General features: G+C 58.2%; 16 protein-coding genes. 7 read left to right on the top strand and 9 right to left on the bottom strand.

Features of this window, described 5'->3' with window-relative positions:
• The first annotated feature begins 28 nt into the window (after positions 1-28).
• Positions 29-916 (top strand): DMT family transporter, encoded by an 888-nt coding sequence (locus RGU44_RS22580; protein ID WP_322177608.1) that lies wholly within the window; start codon positions 29-31, stop codon positions 914-916.
• On the opposite strand, the gene RGU44_RS22575 is transcribed toward RGU44_RS22580, so the two are convergent.
• Positions 911-1,801, bottom strand: a complete 891-nt coding sequence (locus RGU44_RS22575) for a triacylglycerol lipase (protein WP_322177607.1) — start codon at positions 1,799-1,801, stop codon at positions 911-913. The two genes, RGU44_RS22580 and RGU44_RS22575, sit on opposite strands and share 6 nt — an antisense overlap.
• A 236-nt stretch (positions 1,802-2,037) precedes the next feature.
• On the opposite strand from RGU44_RS22575, the gene RGU44_RS22570 reads away from it, so the two are divergent.
• Positions 2,038-2,571 carry a ferritin-like domain-containing protein gene (locus tag RGU44_RS22570; RefSeq protein ID WP_374028650.1) on the top strand — a complete coding sequence of 178 codons (534 nt, stop codon included), beginning with the start codon at positions 2,038-2,040 and terminating at the stop codon, positions 2,569-2,571.
• A gap of 255 nt (positions 2,572-2,826) precedes the next feature.
• On the opposite strand, the gene RGU44_RS22565 is transcribed toward RGU44_RS22570, so the two are convergent.
• Positions 2,827-4,893, bottom strand: a complete 2,067-nt coding sequence (locus tag RGU44_RS22565; RefSeq protein WP_322177606.1) for an AsmA family protein — start codon at positions 4,891-4,893, stop codon at positions 2,827-2,829.
• Between the two features lie 311 nt (positions 4,894-5,204).
• Here RGU44_RS22565 and RGU44_RS22560 point away from each other — a divergent pair, with 311 nt between their 5' ends.
• From RGU44_RS22560 to RGU44_RS22540, 5 genes are all read left to right on the top strand, one after another.
• Complete coding sequence (locus RGU44_RS22560; RefSeq protein WP_322177605.1) at positions 5,205-5,837, top strand: TetR family transcriptional regulator; 633 nt, start codon at positions 5,205-5,207, stop codon at positions 5,835-5,837.
• Positions 5,838-5,998: 161 nt separating this feature from the next.
• A complete protein-coding gene (gene ureE, locus RGU44_RS22555; protein ID WP_322277986.1) occupies positions 5,999-6,499 on the top strand; it encodes an urease accessory protein UreE in 501 nt (166 codons plus the stop codon).
• The gene (locus tag RGU44_RS22550; protein WP_322177603.1) at positions 6,496-7,170 is read left to right on the top strand and encodes an urease accessory protein UreF; all 675 of its coding nucleotides are present in this window, start codon (positions 6,496-6,498) and stop codon (positions 7,168-7,170) included. The genes ureE and RGU44_RS22550 overlap by 4 nt, the downstream gene beginning before the upstream one ends.
• A 43-nt stretch (positions 7,171-7,213) precedes the next feature.
• Positions 7,214-7,831 carry an urease accessory protein UreG gene (gene ureG / locus RGU44_RS22545; protein ID WP_322177602.1) on the top strand — a complete coding sequence of 206 codons (618 nt, stop codon included), beginning with the start codon at positions 7,214-7,216 and terminating at the stop codon, positions 7,829-7,831.
• Positions 7,832-7,985: 154 nt separating this feature from the next.
• Positions 7,986-9,125 (top strand): AGE family epimerase/isomerase, encoded by a 1,140-nt coding sequence (locus tag RGU44_RS22540; protein WP_322177601.1) that lies wholly within the window; start codon positions 7,986-7,988, stop codon positions 9,123-9,125.
• Positions 9,126-9,246: 121 nt separating this feature from the next.
• Here the strand turns inward: RGU44_RS22540 and RGU44_RS22535 are convergent, their stop codons facing one another.
• The 7 genes from RGU44_RS22535 to RGU44_RS22505 form a co-directional block, all read right to left on the bottom strand.
• Positions 9,247-10,011, bottom strand: a complete 765-nt coding sequence (locus RGU44_RS22535; protein WP_322277984.1) for an SDR family oxidoreductase — start codon at positions 10,009-10,011, stop codon at positions 9,247-9,249.
• 759 nt (positions 10,012-10,770) lie between these two features.
• Positions 10,771-11,487, bottom strand: a complete 717-nt coding sequence (locus RGU44_RS22530; RefSeq protein WP_322177599.1) for an ABC transporter ATP-binding protein — start codon at positions 11,485-11,487, stop codon at positions 10,771-10,773.
• The gene (locus RGU44_RS22525; RefSeq protein ID WP_322277981.1) at positions 11,484-12,359 is read right to left on the bottom strand and encodes an ABC transporter ATP-binding protein; all 876 of its coding nucleotides are present in this window, start codon (positions 12,357-12,359) and stop codon (positions 11,484-11,486) included. The genes RGU44_RS22530 and RGU44_RS22525 overlap by 4 nt, the downstream gene beginning before the upstream one ends.
• Positions 12,356-13,639 (bottom strand): high-affinity branched-chain amino acid ABC transporter permease LivM, encoded by a 1,284-nt coding sequence (gene livM / locus RGU44_RS22520; RefSeq protein ID WP_322177597.1) that lies wholly within the window; start codon positions 13,637-13,639, stop codon positions 12,356-12,358. The genes RGU44_RS22525 and livM overlap by 4 nt, the downstream gene beginning before the upstream one ends.
• Before the next feature lie 2 nt (positions 13,640-13,641).
• Positions 13,642-14,556: an ABC transporter permease subunit gene (locus tag RGU44_RS22515; RefSeq protein ID WP_219062578.1), complete on the bottom strand. Its 915-nt coding sequence runs from the start codon at positions 14,554-14,556 to the stop codon at positions 13,642-13,644.
• Between the two features lie 172 nt (positions 14,557-14,728).
• Positions 14,729-15,865 carry a branched-chain amino acid ABC transporter substrate-binding protein gene (locus tag RGU44_RS22510; RefSeq protein ID WP_322277979.1) on the bottom strand — a complete coding sequence of 379 codons (1,137 nt, stop codon included), beginning with the start codon at positions 15,863-15,865 and terminating at the stop codon, positions 14,729-14,731.
• A gap of 377 nt (positions 15,866-16,242) precedes the next feature.
• The gene (locus tag RGU44_RS22505) at positions 16,243-17,526 is read right to left on the bottom strand and encodes an FAD-binding oxidoreductase (protein ID WP_322277976.1); all 1,284 of its coding nucleotides are present in this window, start codon (positions 17,524-17,526) and stop codon (positions 16,243-16,245) included.
• Between the last annotated feature and the right edge of the window lie 31 nt (positions 17,527-17,557).

Raw genomic sequence — 17,557 nt, 5'->3', positions numbered from 1 at the left:
CAGCCTCATTTCTGTTGTGGTTGTCCTCATGCAATACCTGTATCCGTTATTGGCCATTTTGATCTGGGCCGGCAATACCGTCGTCAACAAATTGGCCGTGGGGGTGATCTTCCCCGCCGAGATCGGTTTCTATCGCTGGGTGCTGGCCGGGATCCTGTTCACGCCCTTCATGCTCAAACCAGTGCTGAGCAACTGGACGATGATAAAACCCAACCTGGGGAAAGTTTTCATCCTCGGCGTGCTCGGCATGGCGGTGTATCAAAGCCTGGCGTACTTCGCCGCGACCCTGACCTCGGCCACCAACATGGGGATCATTCTGTCGCTGATGCCGATGATGGCCCTGACGCTGTCGATCACCAGTCTCGGTAATCGCCTGACCGCTGGGGCGCTGGTGGGTGCGGTGCTGTCGTTTGGCGGGGTCTTGGTGGTGATTTCAGCGGGCAACCTGAGTACCTTGATCGAGCAGGGTGTGAACATGGGCGACGCAATGATGCTGGTCGCGACCCTGGCGTATGCGGTCTACAGCACGCTGCTCAAAAAGTGGCAATTGCGCATGCCGCCCCTGCAACTGCTGTACCTGCAAGTGTTGGTGGCGATTATTGTTCTGCTGCCGCTGTTTATCCTGTCGCCCAAAGCAGGGCTGAGCCCGAGCAATATCCCTTTGATTTTGTATGCCTGCATTCCGACCTCGATGCTGGCCCCGCTGATGTGGATGCACGCCATCAGCCGTCTGGGCCCGAGTCGCACGACGTTATTTTTCAACCTGTTGCCGATCATCACCGCACTGATTGCCGCTGCAGTGCTGGGCGAACGTCTGGCCCTGTATCACTTGCTCGGTGGTGCGCTGACGCTGGGCGGCGTGGTGCTGGCGGAACGCTGGAAAACACCCTTGCGGGCCCCATCAGCAGCCTTATAGCCCTGCAGCTTTGAGACGCTCGGCATGCTCGGTGAACAACCGCACCGGATCAGCCCCCTTGCCCACCAGCCCGAGTGTCTGGTTAACGATGTCGAAATGGTCGAGCGGATAGTCATCGCCGATGACCGTCCCCAGGTGCGAACTGAAACGCCCGACCATACCGTCGCAATGCCCGCGTTCTCGGGTAAAGGTCCGGGCAAACAGGCGGCAGGTGACGTTGGTACCGTCCAGACGATTACGTCCGCGATCACTGCGCCCTGGCTGCAACGTGCCAGACCACGAGTAATAACGCACACCGTTGACCGACTCTTCGCCCTGCCCGCCCCACGTCTCGGGCAAGCCTTGCGGGCAGCGGCGGTTGAACAGCGACACGCCTTCGGTGGTCAGCGATTGGTGAGACGCATCGACATCGGTCGGCAACTTCGGCCCGCGATAGCCGGTCTCCAACAGGCGCATCAGCCCGGCCATCAGGCGCATGACGCCGTTGAGCAAGCGTCGTCGGACCGTGCCGGGAGGGAAGCTTCGTCCCAGGTAATCCGCCAGCTCCGAGCCATGGTTGGGGCCCGCGACCGAGGTCACGGACGCCACCAGATCCGGGCGTTTCGCTGCGGCGTAGCGACTGGTCAGTGCGCCCTGACTATGGCCAATCAGGTTGACCTTGGCCGCTCCCGTTTCGCGCAGTATTCGCTCGATCTGTTGCAGCAATTGTTCGCCGCACACTTCTGTGGAATTGACTGCAGACACCCTCACCGGGAAGACCTTGGCCCCACCCTGCCGCAACCTCGACACGATCCCGAACCAGTAGGGGTACACCACCACCCGGACAAACCCTAATAAACCCGGAACCATCACCAGCGGATAACGCGTCGCCAACTCTTGCGTCATAAACCCGGATCCTTTGCAGAGAGGACTTCAACCTTAACGGTACCTGCGCAATGCGGGCTCACTGTCTCGTGTCCAATTGAAACTGGCAATGGACCAATCACCCCCATCTCAATAAAACTTTCTCGTTGTTCATCACTCTCAACTACGTACCGATCACGCCGGAGTACCCATTTGAAAGTTTTAACGGGCAGCTCTCGAAAGCGAGACGGAAACCGGATTAGCCCTGGAGATTGATGATGAGCAACGAGCAGCAATTATCAGATGTGAGCAGCTTGCGCCAACGTGCGCGCGTGAATGTGGAAAACGGTGCCGTAACCGAAGGTTACAGCGCTGACCGTGAAACCGTATTGCGTTTGCTCAACGAGTCACTGGCCACAGAACTGGTGTGCATCCTGCGCTACAAGCGCCACTACTACATGGCCAAAGGCCTGAAAGCTAACGTCGCGGCCACCGAGTTCCTCGAGCACGCTCAGCAAGAGGCCGAGCATGCGGACCTGCTGGCGGAGCGGATCGTACAGTTGGGCGGCGAACCGGAATTCAATCCCGACACCCTATCGAAAAACTCCCACGCACAGTACGTCGCCGGCAACACGCTTAAGGAAATGGTCTACGAGGACCTGGTCGCCGAGCGGATCGCCATCGACAGCTATCGCGAAATCATTCAATACATCGGCGAACAGGACCCGACCACCCGGCGTATTTTCGAAGTGATCCTTGCTCAGGAAGAAGAGCACGCCGATGACATGGCGGATATTTTGAAAGATTTGTAAGCGTCCCCCGGCTCCCACGGTAAATAGGTGATTTACTTCGTGGGAGCTGACTTGTCTGCGAATCGGCTGCGCAGCAGTCGCAAAATGGTTGAATTCACCACTTCAGGAAGGTCGTGCCGAGTCGAGCGCACCCCGGTTTCTTCGCAGACAAGTCAGCTCCCACTCCCTCTGGGCAGAATCGAGACTCAGTCTGCTGCGCGACAGCGCGGCGTCGGAGACCGGGCGGCATCCACCAGAGAATGCGATCTGTCTAATTCACTTCACCGTCTTCGGTGCCTTGCCCGCTTTCATCTGTTCCAGCAACGGTGCGCATTGATTCGGTTCGCCTCCGCTAGGCGCCACCAGGGCGAGCAAACCGGCAGCGGGTCCCATGACCGCCCCCAACAGCACCATCCCCGCCCCTCTTAATAGCAGCGGCCCGGTCTCAACACCGGCGTCAGGCTTGGCGAACGGCCCGCGGACATACAGGGGCGAACGCAACGAAAACACGCGCATGCCCTTGGATTCCGGATTGATCTTCAGATCCAGCTGCTCGCTGCGGAAGTTCGCCGTGCCATCGATGTAGACGATCGCGTTCTCGGTGTCGAACACGAACAACCGGGTTGTGGCGAGGCCGTTCTTGATCCCCAGATCAGCTGCGGCACAATTGATCTTCACTGTCTGGTCGCCAAACATCTTGCCGACCACATAGTTGCCGACGTTGAGCCCGGCGATCTCCATCAACCCACGGCTGATGGCGCCGTCGTTGACCAACATTTTCAGATCACCATTGGACGTTCCCAGCAACGCGGCTATCGAATTGCCGCGCCCGCTGATGTCTGCGTCACCATTCAGCTCGCCGAAGCTGGTTTTCATGGGCTCGAATGTCGGAAAAAGCTGCTTGAGTTTGAAGTTACGCGCGGTGAGCTTCGCCCGCCCTTGCAGCGGCGTGGCACGTCCGTCCAGACGAATGTCCGCGTCCAGCTTGCCGCCCGCCACGCCAAAGCGCAGGGGTTGCAGGCTCAACTGGCCGTCGTCGAGCACCACGTGGGTGTACAGGTCAGTGAACGGCAAGTCTGTGCTCTGGACAATTTTCTTACCGGTGAACTCGACGTCGGCATCCATATCGCGCCAGCGCTCGGTGCGGAACGCTTCAACGGGTAGCACCTTGCCTACAGGTTGCTTGCTGTCGCCCCCGCGCTTTTTCTGCGCGGCATTGGAGTCGGCACCAATCAATGGCGCCAGATCGGCCAGCAGTAACTGGTTGGACACAAGGGTCCCGGTCAGCTTCGGACGCGGCTGGCTGGCGGCATAACCGAGATCACCCTGGATATCGCTGTTGCCGATCTTGCCGTTGAAGCCCTCGTACCGAAACGACGCGCCCTCGGGCTCATGCAGTTTGGCAACCAGATGACCGTCGGTGGCATAGGCTGGCGAGTCCGGCAACGTGACACCGGTCAGCGGGTACAGGTTAGCCAGGCTGCTGCCCGCGAGCTTCAGGCGCAGGTCCAGCGCACCCAGGTTTTGCGGGTCGGTCAGGGTGCCGGCAACCGCAATATGGGTGTCGGCAATCTGCAGATCGGCTTGCAGCGGGAAAGGTTGTGTTGCGTCTTTGAGCGCCAGCAACCCACCGACTTTGCCGGTGCCACTGAGTTTCTGGCCGTGATACTGCCCTTTGACCGTCAGGCCAAAGGTGTAATCCTGCGGCACGACGCCCTGATCGTGGATTTTTTTCGCCTGGCCACTGCCGACGATATCGCTAAACGGGATGGGTTTGCCCAACAGATCAATGACCAGTTCGACTTGCGTTTTGAGGCGCTGGTCATTGAGACTGACCAGTCCTTTATCAAAGCCAATCGTACCGATGTCGATCACCCACTTCGAAGGCTCGGCGTTTGCGTCGACCTTGGGCAAGTCGAAGGTCCAGTTGGCGCGGCCATCGGCCAGGCGTTCCAGCTTCGCATCGGGCCCGGTTAAATCGATTCGCGGGATCACAACCTGTTGAAGCAACAACGGCAGGAGTGCCAAACGAAACTCAACACGCTTGAGGATGACCATCTGCGGACTTTTCGACCAGTCCGGATTGCCTAGCGTCAGGTCTTCAGCGACGAAATGCGGCCACGGCAACCAGGCGCGCCAACCGCCTTGGTCAGGTTCACGCTGCCATTGCACCGCGAGATTGCCATTGATTGCAAAGGGTCGATGCAGGGCCTCAGAGACTTTTTCGTTGAGGGTCGGTTTGATTCGGTTCCAATCGAACGTCGCAATCACAATGCCCAGAACGGCCAACAACACCAACAGCGTGGCACTAATACCGCTAAAAATTTTACTGCCGCGCGTCATTGCACGATTCTCCTGATAGCGGTAACACGCCCACATATGTAGGGACGCGCCTCCGAACGACTTTGCTGTTCGACTGGAAAAAGCCGCTCAGGTTTGGTCAACGTGGCAAATAAGCTGAATTCGATTCGATGACGTCAACGCCAGTCTGCTCACTCAGCCGAGCACTGAAGGCGGTTCTGATCGTTTAGCCGGCTCACTGTCAGCGGATTCCTGCTGTTGACTGATATTCACTTTTGCAGCGGTCGATTCGACGCATGCGAAGTTCATTTGATAGAGTGCCGAGCAGTCTCCTTTCAGATATCTGCTGCCCCATGCTGCTCCGCGCCGAACAGAAACAACAAACCCGTCACGCCTTGCTCGACGCCGCTCGCAGCTTGATGGAGAGCGGCCGAGGATTCGGCAGCCTGAGCCTGCGTGAAGTGGCCAAAGCAGCGGGCATCGTGCCGACCGGATTCTACCGGCATTTCGAGGACATGGATCAACTGGGCCTGACCTTGGTCTGCGAAGTGGGCGAAACCTTTCGCGAAACCATTCGGCTGGTGCGGCACAACACCTTCGTGGCGACCGGGATCATTGACGCGTCGGTGAAAATCTTTCTCGAGGTGGTTGCCGCCAACCGCTCACAGTTTCTGTTTCTGGCCCGCGAACAATATGGGGGCTCGCTTCAAGTGCGTCAGGCGCTGGGCGCCCTGCGTGAAGGCATCAGCGCTGACCTCGCCACTGACTTGGCGGGGATGCCAAAATTGCGACACCTCAACCCTGATGACCTGTCTGTCATGGCCGATCTGGTGGTGAAAAGCGTCTTCGCCATGCTCCCAGAGCTGATCGACCCACCCGCCGAGAACCTTGCCGAACACCTGACGCCTAGAGCTAAAATCACCCAGCAGTTGCGCTTCATCTTTATCGGCGCCAACCATTGGCAAGGGCTTGGCAGTACCGAGTGACCCGCAATAGCGCCCCAATCAGTGCTACGCACCAATAGAGTGCCCCTCTGCGTGCTATCTGCACGCAGATGCAGCACTCTCTGTCAGCAAACCCCCACACGATCACTGTTGGCAAGCACCTTGCTCTGCCTACTGCATCGCACTTAGCTGGAAGCACTCTGATGCTGGTGATTCATCGAAGAATCGATCCTCAAGCCACATGGGCTGCCGAGCTGCATTTGAATTTCGAGGCGCGCAGTAAAAGCCGCCTGCGTTGCTTCAGTGCCGAGGGTGAAGACGTTGGGCTATTTCTCGAGCGCGGTCAGCCGCCCCTGCGCGACGGTGAGTGCCTGCAAGCCGAGGACGGGCGCATCGTTCGCGTGTGCGCCCGGCCTGAACGACTGCTGCACGTTACCTGTTCCAACGCTTATGAGCTGACCCGCGCCGCGTATCACCTAGGTAATCGACATGTCGCCCTGCAAGTAGGCGATGGCTGGTTGCGCCTGCTTGATGACTATGTACTCAAGGCCATGCTCGACCAGCTCGGCGCAACCACCGAATCCATTGAGGCCCCGTTCCAACCCGAGCATGGCGCTTATGGTGGCGGCCATCACCATTCGCGAGCGGGCGAAGAAGAGTTTAATTACCCGCCACGCATGCACCAATTTGGCGTGCGTACGTGAACAACGCCTGGGCGCTGCTGCGTCTGGCCAGTCCGCAGCTGCCGATTGGCGGTTACAGCTATTCGCAAGGTCTGGAAATGGCGGTCGAGCAAGCGTTGGTCGCCGACTCCGGCAGCGCTCGACGCTGGATAGGCGATCAACTGTTGCTCAATCTGGCGCGTTTCGAAGCGCCATTATTGCTGGCCCACTGCACCGCAGCGGCACAGGACGATTGGGGCCAATTATTCCAGCTGAGCCAGGAACACCGCGCCAGTCGGGAAACCCGCGAGTTCTATCAGGAAAGCCGGCAGATGGGCTATTCCCTGCAACAGCTGCTCAACGGTCTGCCTGAACTGGATCAACCGGCCCGGGCGTTCCTTGTGCAACTGCCAGAGGTGCACTTCGCATTAGGCTGGGCCTTGGCTGCCCGTGCCTGGCAAATCAGCCCGCAAGACGCCTTGGCCGCGTGGTTATGGAGCTGGCTGGAAAACCAACTGGCCGTGCTGATGAAAACCCTGCCGATGGGCCAGCAAGCTGCGCAACGCCTGACCAGCGAGCTGTTGCCCTTGCTGCAACAGGCCCAACAACAGGCCGCCACAACCGAGCCCCGACATTACGGCAGCGCCGCCTTCGGCCTCTCGCTGGCGAGCATGGCCCATGAACGTCAATACAGCCGACTGTTTCGGTCCTGATCTTTTTTTGTGAAGAGCCTTGTAGCGCTCAATGGAGAACATTATGAACAGCCAACCCCTGCGTGTCGGCATCGGTGGCCCGGTCGGTTCCGGCAAGACTGCCCTGACTCTGGCCCTGTGCCTGGCCCTGCGCGACCGTTACAACCTGGCCGTGGTCACCAACGATATCTACACCCGTGAAGACGCCGACTTTCTGGTACGCAATGAAGCCCTCGCGCCCGAGCGGATCATCGGCGTCGAAACAGGCGGCTGCCCACACACAGCCATTCGCGAAGATGCCTCGATCAATCTGGAAGCGGTGGATCAGTTGAACCGACGCTTTCCGGGACTGGACCTGATCATCGTCGAATCCGGTGGCGATAACCTGTCCGCCACCTTCAGCCCCGAGCTGTCGGACCTGACCCTCTATGTGATCGACGTCTCGGCCGGCGACAAACTGCCACGCAAGGGCGGCCCCGGTATCTGCAAGTCGGATTTACTGGTGATCAACAAGGTCGACCTCGCCCCGCTGGTAGGCGCATCGCTGGAAATAATGGACCGCGACACGAAAAAGATGCGCGGTGATAAACCCTTCGTCTTCAGCAACCAGAAAACCGGCTTGGGTCTTGAGCAGATCATTGCCTTCATCGAGCGCCAGGGCCTGTTGACTCAGGTGGCGTGATCTGACGCGCATGAGTTGGCACTTTCGCGAATCCCCCCACAGATCGCCTATTTTTTTGTGGGGGCGAATTTATTCGCGAATGGGTCAACACGGTGTGCCCAATACACCGTTGCGTTACCATGTCGCGCAAACGCCCTAGCCGTGACGCCAGCCGATGCCCGATGTTTCCAGCTCTGCCTCCAAGCCTGAATTGACCCCTGTATTCGCTGCCGTGCAGCTACATTTCCAGCAGGTAATCGTGCCGCTCTGGCTAGGTTCTGGCTGGAATGCGGCGCTGGCGCTGCCCTATGAGGCCGTGGACGCCGATCATCAGCCGTTGCCTCCCAAGCGCTATCGCGCCATGGCGTGTGCACGGCAGTTGTATCTGTTCTCCAGCCTGATCGATCAACCCTCGACGCCGGATGCACGTGTCCATGCCGCAGCGCTGTTCCGCTCTTTGCAGCAGCATTTCCATGATGCCGAATACGGTGGCTGGTTTTACAGCATCGATCCACAAGGTGGGCCTCTGGATCGGTGCAAAGACCTGTACACCCACGCGTTCATCATTTTCGCCTGCGCTCATTACTGGGCCAAAGTGCGCGATCCGCTGGTCGAATCGGTACTCAATGCTGCCCTGAACGTGGTGGCCGAGCGCTTCACCAATGGCGACGGGCTATACGAAGCCTGTCTCGGTCAGGATTGGTCGTTCCTCGACAGTGGTCCACTGCAGAACCCATTGATGCATCTGGCCGAGGCCTTCCTCGCCACGGTGTCAGTGCGCGAAGACCTGCCCACTCAAGCAGCATTGGCCGCGTTGGTCGCCGCGATGCAGCAGCGATTCATCGACCCGGTGCACGGCGTAATACTGGAAAAACCGACGGAGGCTGTGAATAACTGGTTCGAACCGGGGCATCAGTTCGAATGGTTTTTCTTGCTGGAGTCCTCACCACTGCTGCGCAACAGTCCCCTGCACGCATCGCTGAGCCGAGCGTTCGCATTTACCGAGCAACATGGCGTCGACCTGCAAACAGGTGCGGTCAAGGCAATGCTGGAAGTGAACGGCGCGGTGCGCGATGGCACCCAGCGAATCTGGGCGCAGGCCGAATACCTGCGGGCATTGACCTTGCGGCCTGACAGCGATGCATTACTGGCGCGCCAACTGGTGGCCCTGCAACAACGCTTTCTGCACCCGGCAGGCTGGCATGAATGCCTGGATGCCGATGGCAAGGTCAGCCGCAACGATATGCCGTCGACCACGCCCTATCACCTGGCGACCTGCTACAGCGGATTGGCTGAGTATTTCGGCCAACCCTGACACCGCCTTCTCTGGCAAAGAATCTGTAGATTCCGTCTTGACCCTCACCGCGCAAGCGCAAATTGTGGGTCAACCGGTTTGCCTGGGTTGAGCACGCCATAAACGATGTGCAGCCGCTGACTCAGCCCCGGCTGCGATCAATCGAAAAACCAGCCCAAGTCTGGCTCACCGGCATCAACTCAAGGCTGTTGATGTTGATGTGCGCAGGCGTGTTCAGCACCCAGAAGATGGTCTCGGCGATATCCTGTGGCTGGATCGGCTCGGCACCAGCGTACGTGGCGTCATAACGCGCCTTGTCACCGGCGAAACGCACCAGCGAGAACTCGCTTTCGCACAGGCCCGGCTCGATGTTGGTCACACGCACGCCAGTGCCTACCAGGTCGCAGCGCAGGTTCAACGAAAACTGTTTGACGAACGCTTTGGACGCGCCATACACGTGACTGCCCGGGTACGGATAATTGCCCGCGATGGAGCCCAGGTTGATGATCCCGGCCCCACGCCCGTGAGCGATCAACCGTGGCAGCAACAAACGGGTGCTGTACAGCAGGCCCTTGATGTTGGTGTCGACCATGGTGTCCCAGTCATCCAGATCGCATTTCGGCGCTGGGTCCACACCCAGTGCCAAACCGGCGTTATTGATCAGCGCGCGCAGGGTCGCGAACTCAGCCGGCAGGCCCTCGATAGCGCTCTCCATGGCCTGACGGTCGCGTACGTCCAGCACCAGGCCATGGACTTTGGTCTGCTTGGACAACTCGGCGCACAGCGCGTCAAGGCGCTCCTCACGACGGCCCGTCAGCACCAGCGACCAGCCAGCGTCGGCAAATCGACGGGCGCACGCTTCGCCAAAGCCGGAAGTGGCACCGGTAATGAACACAGTGGAAGTCATGTCTTTCTCCTGATTTGGCTTGAACGTAGCGCAGCCATGATGACGGATAAGGGAAACAGGTCAGCAGAATGCCCGCCCAAGCGGGTTTCCAGCAACCCTTTGGGGATAAATCAGCCTTCTGCGCTGGCTGCGACTGTACAAAAAACACTCTATCGAGGCAAAGCCACGTTCCATATGGGCTGCACTGGGTTTTACCCACCTTATCCACAGCCAGACCCACAGTCTTTGGGGGCAAGTGCACATTCGCTCAAACCCGCCAATTCAGGGCCGGCGTGCGGATATCGGAAGTTTTTCACTTGACCCTGGGGTCCGCGCGTGTAGCAGGCAAAAATCAGCCGGCCAGGCCAAAACTGCAGGTGAAGGCCCCATGCCAGTAACTACGGCCCTTAGCCGAACCTTTCCAGTGCTTGCCCACAGACTTATCCACAGGTTGCACCGATAAATTAGCTGTATGAATAACCAGCTATAAAAACGTTGACAGAACGCACTGGAGCTCGCGTAAAAACCACTGATCAAAAAACAACCAACCTTCTACAGCCCGCGTACAACAAGGGCTTCAGCCAGCTACTCCCATGTTACCCACAGCCGCCTCCACAGCAATCTTGGACAAGTCAAAAGCGTGACAAAACAACTATTTGCAGCGGCTTTATGCCGCGCTTTCAGAGCTTGTGAAAATTGTTTTCCACAATTTGAAAAAAGCGCGCCCCGAGTGAATTCACCCGGGGCGCGCTTGGTATTTACAGCCTGTTTGAGTGCGGATCAGTGACCGCCGAGATAAGCGTTCCTGACCTCATCGTTGACCAACAACTCCTGCCCGGTACCTGTCAGGCGGATCTCACCGTTAACCATCACGTAAGCGCGATCAGAGAGCTTCAGCGCGTGGTTGGCGTTCTGTTCCACCAGGAAGATCGTCATTCCGCTGGAGGCCAGTTCACGCAGGGTCTGGAAGATCTGCTTGACCACGATCGGCGCCAGCCCCAGCGACGGCTCATCGAGCAGCAGCAGTTTGGGTCGGCTCATCAATGCGCGAGCGATGGCGAGCATTTGCTGCTCACCACCGGACATGGTCATGGCGCGCTGATTACGGCGCTCCTTGAGCCGTGGGAACAGGTCGAACATGTGTTGCATGTCTTGCGTGGCGAACTTGTCGCCAATCGGAATGGTGCCCATCAGCAGGTTCTCCTCGACTGACATGTCGGGAAACACCCGCCGCCCTTCTGGCGACTGCGCAATGCCATTGGAGGCGATGTAGTGCGAAGACTTCTGCGTGATGTCGACGCCGCGATAAATGATCTGCCCACTGGCGGCCCGTGGCTGGCCGAAGATCGACATCAACAGGGTCGACTTGCCGGCACCGTTGGAGCCGATCAGGCTGACGGTTTCACCTTCGTTGATGTGCAATGACACTTTTTTCAGGGCCTGGATCGGCCCGTAAAACACATCGATCTCTTTCAGTTCGAGGATCGGTTCGCTCATACCAACTCCTCTTCATCAGCGCCCAGGTACGCGGCAATCACTTTCGGGTCGTGGCGGATCTGATCGGGGCCACCTTCGGCGATCACGTTGCCATGGTCGAGGACCACGATGTAATCGGAAATACTCATGACCATGCCCATGTCGTGCTCGATCAACACCACTGTCAGGTCGTGTTCGTCGCGCAGCAACCGAATCATTTTGCTCAAGGCTTCGGTTTCCTGCGGGTTGAGGCCCGCAGCCGGTTCGTCCAGGCAAATGATCTGCGGCCGTGTGCACATGGCCCGGGCGATTTCCAGACGCCGTTGCTGGCCGTAGGACAGCTCGCCCGCAAGACGGTTGGCGCAGTCCACCAGGTCCACCACTTCCAGCCAGTAGAAAGCATGGTCCAGGGCATCGCTTTCAGCTTTGCGGTAGCCCTTGGTGTTGAGAATCCCGGCCACCATGCTGCGGTTGACCCACATGTGCTGAGCCACCAGCAGGTTTTCCAGTACCGACATTTCCTTGAACAAGCGGATGTTCTGGAATGTGCGTGCCAGACCGGCACGATTCACCAGGTGCGTGCCGCCGAACATTTTGTAGAACAGACGGCTGGCGAAGGCTTTTGGCGCGACGAAATCAGTGGCGCGAAAGGACTCACCCAGCAACTGGATGATATTGGTACGGGTGCCGCGGGCATTCAGCTCGATCCGCCCGCCCGAGGCTTTGTAGAAACCGGTCAGGCAGTTGAACACCGTGGTTTTGCCGGCACCGTTAGGCCCGATCAAGGCGAAGATCGAGTTGCGCTTGACCTTCAGGCTGACGTCGCTGAGCGCCTTGATCCCACCAAAGTGCATCATCAGGTTCTCTACCGAAAGAATGACTTCATCGCTCATGGCGCCACTCCTTTACGCGGGGTAATACCGGTCCGGCTGATACGGATCAAGCCACGCGGTCTCCAGATCATCATCAACACCATCAGGATGCCGAACAACAACACACGGTATTCCGAGAAGCTGCGCAGCAGTTCCGGGGCGACGGTCAGAACGAATGCCGCAATCACCACACCGATGGTCGAGCCCATGCCCCCCAGCACCACAATGGCGAGGATCAGCGCCGACTCGAAGAAGGAGAACGACGTCGGGTTGACGAACCCCTGATAGCTGGCGAAAAACACACCCGCCAAACCGGCAGTGGACGCACCGATAGTGAACGCAGAGAGCTTCACCAGAACATGGTTCAGGCCCATGGAGCGGCAGGCGATTTCATCTTCACGCAGCGCTTCCCACGCACGACCGACCGGCATGCGAGTCAGGCGATGTTTGACGTAGAGCACCAGCAGGACCACCAGGAACAGCACGGTGTAAATGAACAGGAATTTCAGGTTCGGGTTGTATTCAGTCCCGAAGAACTGGTGGAAAGGTATCCCACCATCCTTGGCCACCCGCCCGAACTCCAGGCCGAGAAAGGTCGGCGATGGCACCGGCATGCCGTTCGGTCCGCCGGTAAAAGACAGCCAGTTGGTCAGCACCAGACGAATGATTTCACCGAAGCCCAGGGTCACGATGGCGAGATAGTCACCGTGCATTCGTAATACCGGGAAGCCAAGTATGCATCCGGCCAGCGCAGCCGTGATGGCCGCCAGCGGCAGGACCGTCCAGAACCCCAGCCCAAGGTAGTGATAACCCAGCGCCAGGCCATAGGCACCAATGGCATAGAACGCCACATAACCCAAGTCGAGCAGACCGGCCAGACCGACCACGATATTGAGGCCAAGGCCCAGCAATACGTAGATCAGGCCGAGAATCACCACTGTCAGCAGGTACTTGTTGGCGAAGATCGGGAAGATGATGGCAATCACGATCAGCAGCGGAATGACCCAGTACAGCTTTGACTTGTGGTCAGGTGCCCGCACATGCACGCCTGAGCCGGTGACTTCGAACCCTTGCAGTACTTTCAGGCCCTGTGCAGTTTGCAGAAACAGGCTCAAGAAAAAACGCCCGACCATGACAATCCCGACCATCCACGCCACACGGGTGGGTTGCAGGTTGTAGCTATAGCCATCGAGCACCACGCCGACAACCGGGCCGAACACAATCAGGGAGATCAGCCCGGCCAGAATGGCGTCAACCAGGCTTTTCTTGATATCGATAGGTTTATTATTGGCTGCAGACATACTTACACCTTCGCCACGAGTGGGCGACCCAACAGGCCTTGAGGACGGAAAATCAGGATCAGTACCAACAGCGAGAAGCTGAAGACGTCCTTATAGTCAGAGTTGATCAGTCCGGAAAACAGCGACTCGGAGATGCCCAGGATAATCCCGCCGAGCATGGCCCCAGGCAGCGAGCCAATCCCGCCCAACACCGCAGCGGTGAACGCTTTGATACCGATCACGAAGCCTGCGTAGAAGTCGAAGGTGCCGTAGTTCAAGGTGATCAGGACACCGGCCAGTGCGGCCATGGCTGCACCGATGATGAACACGTAGGAAATGACCCGATCCGTGTTGATCCCGAGGATCGAAGCCATTTTGCGGTCTTGTTGGGTCGCGCGACACATGCGGCCCAGCTTGGTGTACTTGATGATGTAGGTCAGCAGGGCCATCCCGGCAAACGCTGCAACCAGAATGAAGATTTTGGTGTAGGTGATCTGGACGAAACCTGTCCCGATATCCAGTTTCAACGCCCCGGCCAGCAACGTCGGCACACCTTGTTGCCGTGAACCCTGGCTGATCTGCGCATAGTTCTGCAGGATCAGTGAAACGCCGATGGCACTGATCAGCGGCGCCAGTCGGGTGGAGTTACGCAGCGGTTTGTAAGCGATACGCTCGATGACCCAGCCATACACACCGGTCACAAAGACGGTGAACAGCAACGTCCCGAAGATCAACAGCGGAAAGGATTGAATACCGAAGGAGGACAGCAGAGCCAGGCTGATCGCCGCGAGATACGCAGAGATCATATACACCTCGCCGTGGGCGAAGTTGATCATGCCGATGATGCCGTAGACCATTGTGTAGCCGATGGCGATCAGGCCGTAGACCGACCCGAGGGTCAGGCCATTGATAATTTGCTGCAGGAAAATACCGTCCATCATGCACTCTCACACGCTTGAGAGGCCACGTTGAATCCGGTTTCGATGAGCCCTTGTGAGGCGCATCTGGCCGGGTTCAAGTGGCTCCAGAAGAAATTAGAACCCATTACCAAAGCTGAGCCTGCTTCTGACGACTTATGTCGGGAGACGCAGGCTCTGCGATGCGTTTATCTCACTTCTGTTTTTCCAGCTGATGGTATTTGCCTTGTGCATCCCACTGGTAAACCACGTAATCGGAGACTTTCAAGTCGCCTTTACCGTCCCAGTTTTTCTTGCCCATTACGGTTTGCACCGTATTGGCTTTGAGCCACTCGGCGGCAGCCTCGCCTTTGTTGGACTTGGCACCATTGAATGCTGCAGCCAAGGCCTGCACAGACGCGTAGGCATACAGGGTGTAGCCTTCAGGCTCGTAACCGGAGGAGCGGAACTTCTCAACCACAGCCTTGCTGTCTGGCAACATGCGAGGGTCGGCACCGAAGGTCATGTACACGCCGTCGACGTACTGAGCACCACCGGCGGTGGTCACCAGCTCGTCAGTCACGATGCCGTCATCGGACATGAACTTAACGTCTTTGAGGCCCTGTTCACGCAGTTGACGGACCAGTGGGCCGGCTTCCGGGTGCAGGCCACCGAAGTAAACGACATCGGCTTTTTCTGAACGGATCTTGGTGACCAGGGCGCTGAAATCTTTCTCGCCGCGGGTCAGACCTTCTTCAATAACCGGTTTAACACCACGCGCGGTCAACTGCTTCGACGTAGCGTCAGCCAGACCCTTGCCGTAAGTGTCTTTGTCGTTGATCACAGCAACGCGTTTGCCTTTGAGCACATCGACGATGTAATCGCCGGCGACGATGCCCTGCTGATCATCACGCCCACACATACGGAACATGGCTTTCAGGCCGCGCTCGGTGACGACGGGGTTGGTGGAACCCGGGGTCATCACGATGATGCCTGCGTCGGCATACACTTCTGAAGCAGGAATCGTCGACGATGAGCAGAAGTGCCCAACCACGCCCACCACTTTGTCCTGATCGGTCAGACGGTTGGCTACCGCGACCGCCTGTTTCGGTTCGCAGGCGTCATCGCCCTTGACCAATACGATTTTCTCGCCGTTTACACCACCGCTGGCATTGATCGCGTCCGCTGCAGCCTGGGCGCCTCTCATGTATTGCTCGCCGAAGGACGCGTTCGCACCGGTCATCGGACCTGCTACGCCAATTTTGACATCTGCCTGAACAAACGAAGAAACACCCAATGCAGTAGCAACTGCGAGTGCCAGAAAACCTTTCCTGTAAAACGTCTGCGACATGTGATGGTGCTCCTGAGGTGTTTTAGTTAGCACAGCAACTTCAGCGGAAGCTTCGATTCAGCTACAAGCGCAGAGCAAGTGGCGTGCCATAGGTTTTTTATTCTGAAAAAAGTCGTTGTTTTGTTGTTATTCGACCGTTTTGTGCCCTTTTTCATTGGGCGTGCAACCGTCTAAACCGGAACAGGTACAACCCTCCTTATATAAAAGAGCAACCCTCCCCCTTAAAACTTGCAACCCATGCAGGCGACCCCGTGCAACCCGACTGTAACCGTACGCGTAACCGAAGTGCACATCCGCAGTGCGCGTCCGCTACGGGACGCACCATTAGAGGTTAGTTGGTGCGCGAAAAAGCGCCGCTCGTTGCCAGAAAATTCTCCTCAAATCACGATTCGCAGGCACTGGCCCGCGTGATACAGGGAAAAACCCGCCTCATAAAGGCAGCTGCGCAGCCCCACACCCGACAACGGCAGCATCGGCGCAAACGGAATCGGCAACACCTTGGTATCGCCATGGCACAGGTAATCGGCAAACGCCTTACCCACGACGCTGCCCGTGGTGTTGCCTCGACCGTTATAACCGGTGACGGCCACCAACCCCGGCGCAGGCTCAAAGAGCCGCAACAGGTGGTCAGGGGTAAACGCGATACAGCCCGTCCAGGTGAATTCCCAGTCCACCGGTTTGAGGTAGGGGAAATAATGCTGCTGGACGCGGTCTGCCCACGCTTTGAGGAACCAGGCCGGCTTCTGATTACCGTTGCCCAGGCTGCCTAACAACAGACGACCATCAGCGTCGCGACGAATGCTGCTGAGCACCTGGCGCGTGTCCCAGGAACCCTGCCCACCCGGCAAAATCCGCTGTGCAGCCTCTTCGGTCAGTGGCGCCGAGGCGACCTGATAGTAATAACCTGGGAAAAAGTTACGGCGCAGCTCCGTCCATTCGCCTTCGGTATACGCATTGGAAGCAATCACCACTTTCTCGGCCAGCACGGCACCGTGTTCGGTGATGACGCACCAACGCTCGCCCTGACGTTCCAGGCGGGTGACCGGGGAGTGATCGAATAGTTGACCGCCGAGGCTGCCTACGGCTTTTGCGAGCCCGCTGGTGAAGGCCATCGGGTTGAATGTGCCTGCACGGCGATCCAGCAGGGCTGCGGATATTTTCTGAGTGCCGGTGGCGTCCTGGCACGCCTTGCCGGTGAGTAACTCGACCGGCGCGCCCCGACGCTTCCATTGTTCCTCGCGACTGCGCAGATCGGCTTCGCCACGGGCGTTGTGCGCCATGTGCAGCGTACCTTCGCGGCGCAACTGGCAATCGATGTTGTATTTGTCGACCAGGCTGAACACCAACGACGGCGCGGCGCCGAGCATCTGATTCAACTGACTGCCGACTTTCTTTCCGAAGCCGGCTTCAATCTCGTCTGGAGGTATCCACAACCCGGCGTTGACCAGCCCTACATTGCGCCCAGAGCCCCCATGGCCGGTGCGGTGGGCCTCAAGCACGGCGACCCGTTTGCCTTGCTCCAACAAATGAATCGCTGCCGACAACCCGGTGATGCCCGCGCCAATCACGCACACATCGACCGTCAATTCGCCCTTGAGCGCCTCGGCCTCAGGCCGTTGTGGCGTCAGCTTTTCCCACAGACATTCTTCGCGTAGCGCCATCGCAAAAACCCCAAATCAAGTCAATCGCGGG

Origin of the sequence: Pseudomonas sp. 5C2 (genome assembly GCF_034314155.1) — a bacterium.
In the GTDB taxonomy this organism is placed as follows: Bacteria; Pseudomonadota; Gammaproteobacteria; order Pseudomonadales; family Pseudomonadaceae; genus Aquipseudomonas.
This window is presented reverse-complemented; position numbering and strand designations above follow the sequence as displayed.

Excerpts from the sequence above, each read along its gene's own strand:
- RGU44_RS22560 (WP_322177605.1), top strand. The coding sequence starts at position 5,205 with ATGCTGCTCCGCGCCGAACAGAAACAACAAACCCGTCACGCCTTGCTC.
- RGU44_RS22540 (WP_322177601.1), top strand. The coding sequence starts at position 7,986 with ATGCCCGATGTTTCCAGCTCTGCCTCCAAGCCTGAATTGACCCCTGTA.
- RGU44_RS22505 (WP_322277976.1), bottom strand. The coding sequence starts at position 17,526 with ATGGCGCTACGCGAAGAATGTCTGTGGGAAAAGCTGACGCCACAACGG.
- RGU44_RS22575 (WP_322177607.1), bottom strand. The coding sequence starts at position 1,801 with ATGACGCAAGAGTTGGCGACGCGTTATCCGCTGGTGATGGTTCCGGGT.
- RGU44_RS22565 (WP_322177606.1), bottom strand. The coding sequence starts at position 4,893 with ATGACGCGCGGCAGTAAAATTTTTAGCGGTATTAGTGCCACGCTGTTG.
- RGU44_RS22515 (WP_219062578.1), bottom strand. The coding sequence starts at position 14,556 with ATGGACGGTATTTTCCTGCAGCAAATTATCAATGGCCTGACCCTCGGG.
- RGU44_RS22570 (WP_374028650.1), top strand. The coding sequence starts at position 2,038 with ATGAGCAACGAGCAGCAATTATCAGATGTGAGCAGCTTGCGCCAACGT.
- RGU44_RS22535 (WP_322277984.1), bottom strand. The coding sequence starts at position 10,011 with ATGACTTCCACTGTGTTCATTACCGGTGCCACTTCCGGCTTTGGCGAA.
- ureG (WP_322177602.1), top strand. The coding sequence starts at position 7,214 with ATGAACAGCCAACCCCTGCGTGTCGGCATCGGTGGCCCGGTCGGTTCC.
- ureE (WP_322277986.1), top strand. The coding sequence starts at position 5,999 with ATGCTGGTGATTCATCGAAGAATCGATCCTCAAGCCACATGGGCTGCC.
- RGU44_RS22510 (WP_322277979.1), bottom strand. The coding sequence starts at position 15,865 with ATGTCGCAGACGTTTTACAGGAAAGGTTTTCTGGCACTCGCAGTTGCT.
- livM (WP_322177597.1), bottom strand. The coding sequence starts at position 13,639 with ATGTCTGCAGCCAATAATAAACCTATCGATATCAAGAAAAGCCTGGTT.
- RGU44_RS22525 (WP_322277981.1), bottom strand. The coding sequence starts at position 12,359 with ATGAGCGATGAAGTCATTCTTTCGGTAGAGAACCTGATGATGCACTTT.
- RGU44_RS22580 (WP_322177608.1), top strand. The coding sequence starts at position 29 with ATGCAATACCTGTATCCGTTATTGGCCATTTTGATCTGGGCCGGCAAT.
- RGU44_RS22530 (WP_322177599.1), bottom strand. The coding sequence starts at position 11,487 with ATGAGCGAACCGATCCTCGAACTGAAAGAGATCGATGTGTTTTACGGG.